At 69.3% G+C, this 7,454-nt stretch carries 9 protein-coding genes and 1 pseudogene; 5 read left to right on the top strand and 5 right to left on the bottom strand.

All coding sequences use genetic code 11. The features are described from left to right. The 3 genes from ACLN58_RS14925 to mctP form a co-directional block, all read left to right on the top strand. Window positions 1-1,155: serine hydrolase domain-containing protein (locus ACLN58_RS14925; protein ID WP_415856045.1), on the top strand; the 1,155-nt coding region annotated here is incomplete at its 5' end. Window positions 1,156-1,282: 127 nt separating this feature from the next. Then, window positions 1,283-1,639 (top strand): DUF3311 domain-containing protein, encoded by a 357-nt coding sequence (locus tag ACLN58_RS14920; protein ID WP_415856044.1) that lies wholly within the window; start codon window positions 1,283-1,285, stop codon window positions 1,637-1,639. Beyond that, complete coding sequence (mctP, locus tag ACLN58_RS14915) at window positions 1,636-3,309, top strand: monocarboxylate uptake permease MctP (RefSeq protein WP_415856043.1); 1,674 nt, start codon at window positions 1,636-1,638, stop codon at window positions 3,307-3,309. The genes ACLN58_RS14920 and mctP overlap by 4 nt, the downstream gene beginning before the upstream one ends. Before the next feature lie 36 nt (window positions 3,310-3,345). Here the strand turns inward: mctP and ACLN58_RS14910 are convergent, their stop codons facing one another. From ACLN58_RS14910 to ACLN58_RS14895, 4 genes are all read right to left on the bottom strand, one after another. After that, window positions 3,346-3,603 (bottom strand): type II toxin-antitoxin system RelE family toxin, encoded by a 258-nt coding sequence (locus tag ACLN58_RS14910; RefSeq protein ID WP_415856042.1) that lies wholly within the window; start codon window positions 3,601-3,603, stop codon window positions 3,346-3,348. Then, window positions 3,600-3,869: a type II toxin-antitoxin system Phd/YefM family antitoxin gene (locus ACLN58_RS14905; protein WP_415856041.1), complete on the bottom strand. Its 270-nt coding sequence runs from the start codon at window positions 3,867-3,869 to the stop codon at window positions 3,600-3,602. The genes ACLN58_RS14910 and ACLN58_RS14905 overlap by 4 nt, the downstream gene beginning before the upstream one ends. 100 nt (window positions 3,870-3,969) lie before the next feature. Continuing rightward, a complete protein-coding gene (locus ACLN58_RS14900; RefSeq protein ID WP_415856040.1) occupies window positions 3,970-5,334 on the bottom strand; it encodes a DUF6707 family protein in 1,365 nt (454 codons plus the stop codon). Window positions 5,335-5,445: 111 nt separating this feature from the next. Next, window positions 5,446-5,985 carry an NUDIX hydrolase family protein gene (locus tag ACLN58_RS14895; RefSeq protein ID WP_415856039.1) on the bottom strand — a complete coding sequence of 180 codons (540 nt, stop codon included), beginning with the start codon at window positions 5,983-5,985 and terminating at the stop codon, window positions 5,446-5,448. An 89-nt stretch (window positions 5,986-6,074) separates the two neighbouring features. Here ACLN58_RS14895 and ACLN58_RS14890 point away from each other — a divergent pair, with 89 nt between their 5' ends. Together ACLN58_RS14890 and ACLN58_RS14885 are read left to right on the top strand one after the other, a co-directional pair. Beyond that, on the top strand, window positions 6,075-6,665 hold the full coding sequence (locus ACLN58_RS14890; RefSeq protein WP_415856038.1) for a YdeI/OmpD-associated family protein: 591 nt from the start codon (window positions 6,075-6,077) through the stop codon (window positions 6,663-6,665). 32 nt (window positions 6,666-6,697) lie between these two features. Next, window positions 6,698-6,985 (top strand): acylphosphatase, encoded by a 288-nt coding sequence (locus tag ACLN58_RS14885; protein ID WP_415856037.1) that lies wholly within the window; start codon window positions 6,698-6,700, stop codon window positions 6,983-6,985. A 7-nt stretch (window positions 6,986-6,992) separates the two neighbouring features. Here ACLN58_RS14885 and ACLN58_RS14880 read toward each other — a convergent pair. Then, a pseudogene (locus ACLN58_RS14880) lies at window positions 6,993-7,454 on the bottom strand (MBL fold metallo-hydrolase); the annotation flags it as partial.

Below are 7,454 nucleotides of genomic sequence, written 5' to 3'. Positions count from 1 at the left end.
GCGCCGTCGTCGTCCGCTGGTCGATCGGGTGCCGGCCAATCGGGTGCCGGCGAATCGGGTGCAAGCCAATCAGGCGCCGGCGAGCCGTGGCAGGCCCTGCCCGCCGGGGCGCAGGATGTCGTCTCCCAGTTCGTGTCGGACCAGGGCGCGGCCGGCATCGCCGTGGCGGTGTCCTCGGGGCAGAAGCAATACCTCGCGACGATGGGGGACGCGTCGGAGGGCGTCGCGTGGTCGGCGGACACGCGCTCGGCCTTCCGCAGCATCACGAAGAGCTTCGTGGGGACGGTTGTGCTGCAGCTCGTCGCGGAGGGCAAGCTGAGCCTCGACGACCCGATCTCGCGCTACGCGCCCGACGTCGCCTCGCTGCGGTACAACGGCGCGGACGCGGGCTCCGCGATCACGGTGCGCATGGCCCTCGAGATGCGTACGGGCCTCACCGAGTTCTCGGGCACGCAGGACTTCTCGGACCAGCTCGACACCGACTACATGGGATCGTTCACGGACGATCAGCTCCTCGGCTACGCGTTCGCGCAGCCGCTCGACTTCGCGCCGGGGAGCGCCTACGAGTACACCAACACGAACTTCGTGCTCCTCGGCAAGGTGATCGAGGCCGTCACGGGCAACTCGTGGGACCACGAGGTCCAGCGGCGCATCCTCACGCCGCTCGGGCTGGGCTCCGTGGGGTACTCGGGGGAGAACGACCCCTCGAGCAGCGATCCGTCGCGGACCGTCGCGACGCCGTACGAGATCGACAGCAACTCGAACCTCGAGAGCCTCGCCCAGGTGAGCCCGTCGTTGTACGGCGCCTCGGGCGGGCTGTTCGGCGATATCGGCGACCTCCTGCGGTGGGGCCACGCGCTCGGCTCGGGCGCGCTCCTGCCCGTATCCGTCCAGCAGCAGCGCCTCACTGCCATCTCGCAGCCCAGCACGGACCCGGGCAGCCCGGACTACGACGCCTACGGCCTCGCTGCGGGCGAGATCGACGGCTGGTGGGGCCACACCGGGACGGGCCTCGGCTACGAATCCCTCACGATGTACCAGCCCTCCACGGGCATGACGGTCGCAATCCTCATCAACACGCAGCTGCCGAATCCCAACGGCCCGGCCATCCTCTTCAAGCAGCTCGAGGGAGCTCTCGCGGGCATCGCGGGCTAGAGACGGTGTGGCCCCTTCCGGGCCGCGTCAAACTGCGATACAAAGACGGCGGGGGATTACGCGCCCTCCGCCCTGCCGTCGCTCTTGCACCTGGGTTGGCGGCCGGACGGCCGACAAGGAGGTCCTGATGTCCGGTCATGACACGCCAGCGCCCGACCAGCGCCCCAGCTCCGAAGCTTCGTCAGGCGGGCCCACCCGCGACACGCCAACCCGCGGCCCCGCACGGCCCCTGCCCTACGTCATCGCAGGGATCCTGCTCGCGGCGGCGATCGTCCTACCGCTCGTGCCGTCGCTCTATTCGTTCGATCAGCCGCGATGGGGCGGCATGCCCTTCTTCTACTGGTACCAGCTCCTGTGGGTCCCCATCTCGGCGACCCTGAGCGGCATCGCCTATTGGCTCACCGTCTCGGAAGACCGACGACGGCGGGCGGCAGTTCGCGGGGCCGGTTCGGCTGCGGCTCCCAAGGGCGGTGATGCGGCATGACCCGCGAAGTCAACTGGGTGGCGCTCGCCATCGTCATCGTGCTGTTCGTCGTCGTGGCCATCATGGGCTTCATGGCGTCGAATTGGCGGCGCTCGAAGGAAGCCACGGGGCTGCACAGCCTCGACGAATGGGGCCTCGGCGGCCGCGGCTTCGGCACGTGGATCACGTGGTTCCTGCTCGGCGGCGACCTGTACACCGCGTACACGTTCGTCGCGGTCCCCGCCGCCATGTACGCCACGGGTGCCGTGAGCGGCTTCTTCGCGGTGCCGTACACGATCGTGCTGTACCCGATCATCTTCATCATCATGAGCCGGCTCTGGTCGGTGTCCCACCGGCACGGCTACGTCACCGCCGCCGACTTCGTGGGCGGGCGCTACGGGAGCCGGTGGCTCTCGCTCGCCATCGCCCTCACAGGCATCGTCGCGACCATGCCGTACATCGCGCTCCAGCTCGTGGGAATCAAGTCGGTCCTCACCGTGCTCGGCCTCGGCAGCTCGAGCAACATGCTTCTGACCGACCTCCCGCTCATCCTCGCGTTCGTTGTCCTCGCCGCGTACACGTACACCTCGGGCCTGCGCGCGCCGGCGATGATCGCGTTCGTGAAGGACATCCTGATCTATCTCGCGATCATCGTCGCGGTCATCTATCTGCCGATCAAGCTCGGCGGCTGGGACACGATCTTCAACGCGGCGCAGGCCAAGCTCGGCACGGTGAACCAGGCGACTGGCAAGCCCGCCGGCGTCTTCATCACGAGCCCCACGAACTTCGCGTCCTACTGGACACTCGCTCTCGGCTCGGCGATGGCGTTGTTCATGTACCCGCACTCGATCACGGGCGTCCTCGCGTCGAAGGGACGCAACACGATTCGCCGCAACGCAGCGATCCTGCCGCTGTACTCGCTCATGCTGGGGTTCCTCGCGCTGCTCGGTTTCGTGGCGATCAAGGCCGGGACCAAGCCGATCGACCTCGACGGGTCTGCCAACCCGCAGCTCGTGGTCCCGCAGCTGTTCCTGGACGCCTTCCCGTCCTGGTTCGCGGGGATCGCGCTCGCGGCGATCGCGATCGGCGCGCTCGTGCCCGCGGCGATCATGTCGATCGCGGCGGCGAACATGTTCACGCGCAACATCTACCGCGACTTCTTCAAGCCGGACGCGGACCCGAAGACTGAGGCGAACGTCTCGAAGATCGTCTCGCTCCTCGTGAAGGTCGGCGCGCTCGTGTTCGTCATCGCGATGGACCAGACCACCGCGATCAACCTGCAGCTCCTCGGCGGCATCTGGATCCTCCAGACGTTCCCGGCGGTCGTTGCGGGCCTGTACACGCGCTGGTTCGACCGGTGGGCCCTGCTCATCGGATGGGCCGTCGGCATCGCCTTCGGAACGATCTCGGCGTACAACGTGGTCAACCCGAACACGAAGGCCCACTTCGGCGGATCGCTCTCGCCGATCCCGGGAACGGACATCAACGTCTACATCGCGGTGACGGCGTTCGCGCTCAACCTGATTGTCGCGATCGTGCTCACGCTCGTGTTCCGCGCGCTCAAGGTGCCGCAGGGCAAGGATATGACGCGTCCCTCCGACTTCGGCGCCGACGAGACGGATCCCAAGGTGGTTCAGCTCGAGAAGGCGGAGCGGTTCGTCAAGCCGGGCGGCCCGCCGCCGGTCGCCTAGCGCGGCGACTAGGAGTTCATCGCTCGTGGCCGCGGGTCACCGATAGATTTCGCGGCGGTGGCCCGCGTCGACGACGACCACGAGGAGGACCTCGTCCTGGACGCGGTAGAGGATGCGGTAGTCGCCGGTCCGAACGCGCCATTCAGGGCGCCCGGTGAGCTTCCTTGCAGCGGGTGGGCGAGGGTCGTCGGCGAGGAGCTCGACGACGGCCTGGATGCGGCGCTTGGCCTCGGGCGGGAGCTTCCTGATCGAGCGGACGGCGGCGGGGAGGATCTCGACCCGGTAGGAGTTCACTCGACGAGGCCCAGGTCCCTCTTGACGTCCTCCCAGGGGACCGGTGTCTCGCCGAGACGTTCGGTCTCCTCCCATGCCGCGTCCACGGCGCGGATGTCGGCGAGCTCCTCGGCGTCCTCAAGGAGCTGGCGGAGCTGGTCGGCGTCGACGATCGCGGCGACGGCGTGGTCCCGGCGCGTCAGGTACACGGGCTCGTGGGCCCGGTGGGCCTCGTCGACCAGAGCGGATAGCCGCCCGCGGGCATCGGTAATCGTCACTTCGCTCATGCCGAGCATGCTAACCAGTGATGTACATAGTTGGCAAGATCGGTGATCATGTACGTTATCGTCGATAATGGCGAGGGGCGGGCGACGGCGCCCGGTTGCCTTAACGGGCGACGGCGTCGAGTTCGATCCGGATTCGACGGTCGAGTTCGTCGTCGTCGTAGACCTCGGAGCCGCCGTGCGCGCGGAGATGCAGGAGCGTGTCGAGGCGCAGGATGCGCCAGCTCCGCTCCTCGGCCTCGTCCCCGGCGTTCGCGGCGCGCGTCACCTCCTTGTCGTACAGGTTCGGCTCGTTGAGCGTGCGTTGCCGGACGCGGGCCGCCATCTGGGCCCGGAACGGATCCGTCTCGGCCGTCTCGGGCGCTCGCAGGAGCTCGCCGTACACCTCGGCGCGCCCCTCTTCGTTGCGTTCGCGGGCAAGGTGCGCCGCGAGGGCGAGCGCTGACTCGACCGACGACCAGCGGCCCGGGTTGCCGTCGAACGGGAGGACCGCGAGGATGTCCGCGACCTTGAGCGAGTCGTCGGCGTCGCGCTGCCCGAGGTAGAGCTCGAACGAAAGGTCGCGAAGGTCCTTGAGGCACGCGCCCGATTTCATGTTGACGCCCCGCGCGAGCCGCTCCGAGAGCTCGTGGACGGCGTGCCGTCCGGGGTGGGTCGCGTCGATGTGCCGGATGAGGTCCTCGGGGTTGCCCTCGAGCGGCGGGATGAGGCCAAGCTGGGCGGCGGTGGGCCCGGTCGCCTCGCTGCGTGACTTCCCGGGAACGACGACGACGTCCCCCGTGTCGAGCGTGATCCGGGTGGGCGGGCGCTCGTCGTCGTGGGAGTCGGCGTCGAACGCCGCGTCGTCGAGGAAGGAGGTTCCGCCCGCGTCGTCGTGGCTTGGCTTCTCGTGGCCCGACTCGGGGACGGTCCCGGCCAGCGAGGCGGACTCTGCTTCGGAAGACGCACTCTGGGCCGACCCTCCCTGGGGCTCGCCGCCGTCGTCCGTTGCGGGAGCCGCGGCAAGCCTGGGTGACTCGGCCGCGTTCAAGGGGGCCTCGGCGTCGCCGCTCGGCACCTCGTTGTCGCGGGGGTTCGCGAGGCCAAGCGCCCGCCGCAGCAGATCGGCGCGGCCTCCCTCGCGCTTGGGCGAGGGGGTTTCGGGCTCGCTCGCGGCGTCCCCGGCCTCCGGCGGCTTCGGTCCCGCGAAGAGGAGGTCCGCGGGCCGGCTCGGCTTGGGAACGACGATCCGCACCACCGTTCCGTGCGCTACGCGGAGGTTCACGTGATTGTCGAGCGCAGCGAAGTAGAGCGCGGGCTGCTCGTAGTCGTCCAGAACCGCGTCCACGTCGAGGACGTTTGCCGTGGTCTCTCCGTCCGGGAGCACGAGCCGCTGGCCCGGGCTCAGTTCGGAGGCTTCGATCTCCAGTAGCCTTTCGGCTCCAGGGGGCATCGACCCGCTCGGCTCGGTTTCTGGGCTGTACTGCATGCGGAGTCCTTCAAGTAGCTGTCGGTCCGTCGCCAGTCTATAAAGAAGCGGTAACGGCCGTGCCGGAGGCGCGCCAAGGCGGCACCTGTGAAGGGTGGGCCCCTAGCGGACTCAGCCGGGGATGCCCGCGAACGCGAGCGCCTGGCGCACGAGCTCGCCGCGGCCGCCCATGAACTCGGCCTGGACGGGGCCGCTCAGCACGTCGGCGGGGGACATCCAGGTCAGCTCGAGCGCGTCCTGGCGCGGCTGGCACTCGCCCGCCACCGGGATCACGTACGCGAGGGCCACGGCGTGCTGCCGCTCGTCGGTGAAGCCCGTCTGCGAGGGCGAGGGGAAGTATTCGACGACCGTGAACGGCACGGGGCTCACCGGAAGCTGCGGGAGCGCGAGGGGCCCGAGGTCCTTCTCGAGGTGCCGGAGCAGGGCAGCACGGATCGTCTCCTTGTAGAGCACGCGGCCCGAGACGAGCGTGCGCATCATGTTGCCGTCGTCGTCCGCCTGGAGCAGGAGGCCCACCTCGTTGACGTACCCGAGAGGGTCGAGGCGGACCGGGACGGCCTCGACGTAGAGCATGGGCAGGCGGTTCCGGGCCTCATACAGGTCCTCGGGGGACAGCCAGCCTGGATACGGGTCGGGGGTGCGCACTGCCATGGTTATGTTCTACAACATGTGGCCTCGGGGCGTCATGCCCGTGAACAGGGTGCGTCCGCCGTAGAGGGGCGGCCGGTACCCTTGGGCTCATGGCCGCGGAACTTCCTGAGCTGCTCGTGCCCGACTCCGACGCATGGCGCTCGTGGCTCGTCGCGAACCATGCCACGAGCTCGGGCGTGTGGCTCGTGCTCCACAAGAAGGGCGGCGCAGTCACGAGCCTCGCCTTCGAGCAGGCGCTCGACGGCGCGCTGTGCTTCGGGTGGGTGGACGGCCAGATCGGCCGCCGCGACGACGGCAGCTACGTCACACGATTCACGCCGCGGGGACCGAAGAGCAAATGGTCCAAGCTCAACGTCGCGAACGTCGAGCGCCTCGAGGAGGCGGGCCTCATGACGGAGGCGGGCCGCGCCGTCGTCAATTCCGCCAAGGAGGACGGGCGCTGGGAGGCCGCGTACGCGGGGCAGGCCTCGGCCGAGGTCCCGCAGGACCTCGCCGACGCGATTGCGGCGAACCCCGAGGCGCAGGCGATGTTCGACGTCCTCACCGCCGTGAACCGCTACGCCCTCATCTACCGCACGGAATCCGCCAAGAAGCCCGAGACGAGGGCCCGGAAGATCGCCGATTTCGTGGCAATGCTCGCCCGGCACGAGACCATTCACCCGCAGAAGCGCCTGCCGTAGCAGAGACGACGCAGCCGTAGCAGACTGGACCCATGTCACAGGACACTCCCGAGGCACGGCTTCACGCGACGGTGAAGGGGATGGTCCAAGGCGTGGGCTTCCGGTACTGGACGCGTGGCGAGGCGGATCGGCTTGGCCTCGTGGGGAGCGCGGGCAACCGCCTCGACGGCACCGTTGAGATCGTGGCCGAGGGGAACCTGGACGACGTCGAAAAGCTCCTCAAGTGGCTCCAGTCCGGTGACACGCCCGGTCGGGTCGAGGGCCTCGAGGCGACGATCGGACCCGCGACGGGGGAGTTCAGGCGCTTTTCGCTCTGGTGAGCGCCGTCTAGGCCCAGCCGCGGAGGTAGTCGAGCTGCGCGGCCACGGAGTTCTCGGCGGCGCGGCGCACCGACGGGTCGACGTCCGCGTACACGAGATCCGCGACGGCGCCCACCGACGCGTCGTCGCCCAGCTCGGCGAGCGCCGCGCGGATCTGATCGAGCCGCTCCTCGCGGTGCGCGAGATACGCGCGGGCCACGGCGGCGAGGTCCGGCAGGACCGGTCCGTGAGCCGGGAGCACGGTCATGGGACCGGAGGCCGCGAGCGCAAGGCCCTCGAGCCGCCGCATCGAGGCGAGGTAATCGCCGAGCCTCCCGTCGGGGTACGAGATGACGGTCGTGCCGCGCCCCAGGATCGTGTCGCCGGTCAGCACGGAGCCGTGGTCGCCGTCGTCCGCGAGAAGGAGGGAGATCGAATCCGCAGTGTGCCCGGGCGTGGCGAGCACCTCGATTCGCGCGCCAGCGGCCTC

The sequence above is a fragment of the Sinomonas sp. G460-2 genome, from assembly GCF_047759905.1.
Taxonomy (GTDB): Bacteria; Actinomycetota; Actinomycetes; order Actinomycetales; family Micrococcaceae; genus Sinomonas.
Note: the sequence above shows the minus strand (reverse complement) of the source record. Positions and strands in the feature narration are given on the sequence as shown.

Coding starts and splice junctions, on each gene's coding strand:
- ACLN58_RS14920 (WP_415856044.1), top strand. CDS start 1,283: ATGTCCGGTCATGACACGCCAGCGCCCGACCAGCGCCCCAGCTCCGAA.
- mctP (WP_415856043.1), top strand. CDS start 1,636: ATGACCCGCGAAGTCAACTGGGTGGCGCTCGCCATCGTCATCGTGCTG.
- ACLN58_RS14905 (WP_415856041.1), bottom strand. CDS start 3,869: ATGAGCGAAGTGACGATTACCGATGCCCGCGGGCGGCTATCCGCTCTG.
- ACLN58_RS14900 (WP_415856040.1), bottom strand. CDS start 5,334: ATGCAGTACAGCCCAGAAACCGAGCCGAGCGGGTCGATGCCCCCTGGA.
- ACLN58_RS14895 (WP_415856039.1), bottom strand. CDS start 5,985: ATGGCAGTGCGCACCCCCGACCCGTATCCAGGCTGGCTGTCCCCCGAG.
- ACLN58_RS14890 (WP_415856038.1), top strand. CDS start 6,075: ATGGCCGCGGAACTTCCTGAGCTGCTCGTGCCCGACTCCGACGCATGG.
- ACLN58_RS14885 (WP_415856037.1), top strand. CDS start 6,698: ATGTCACAGGACACTCCCGAGGCACGGCTTCACGCGACGGTGAAGGGG.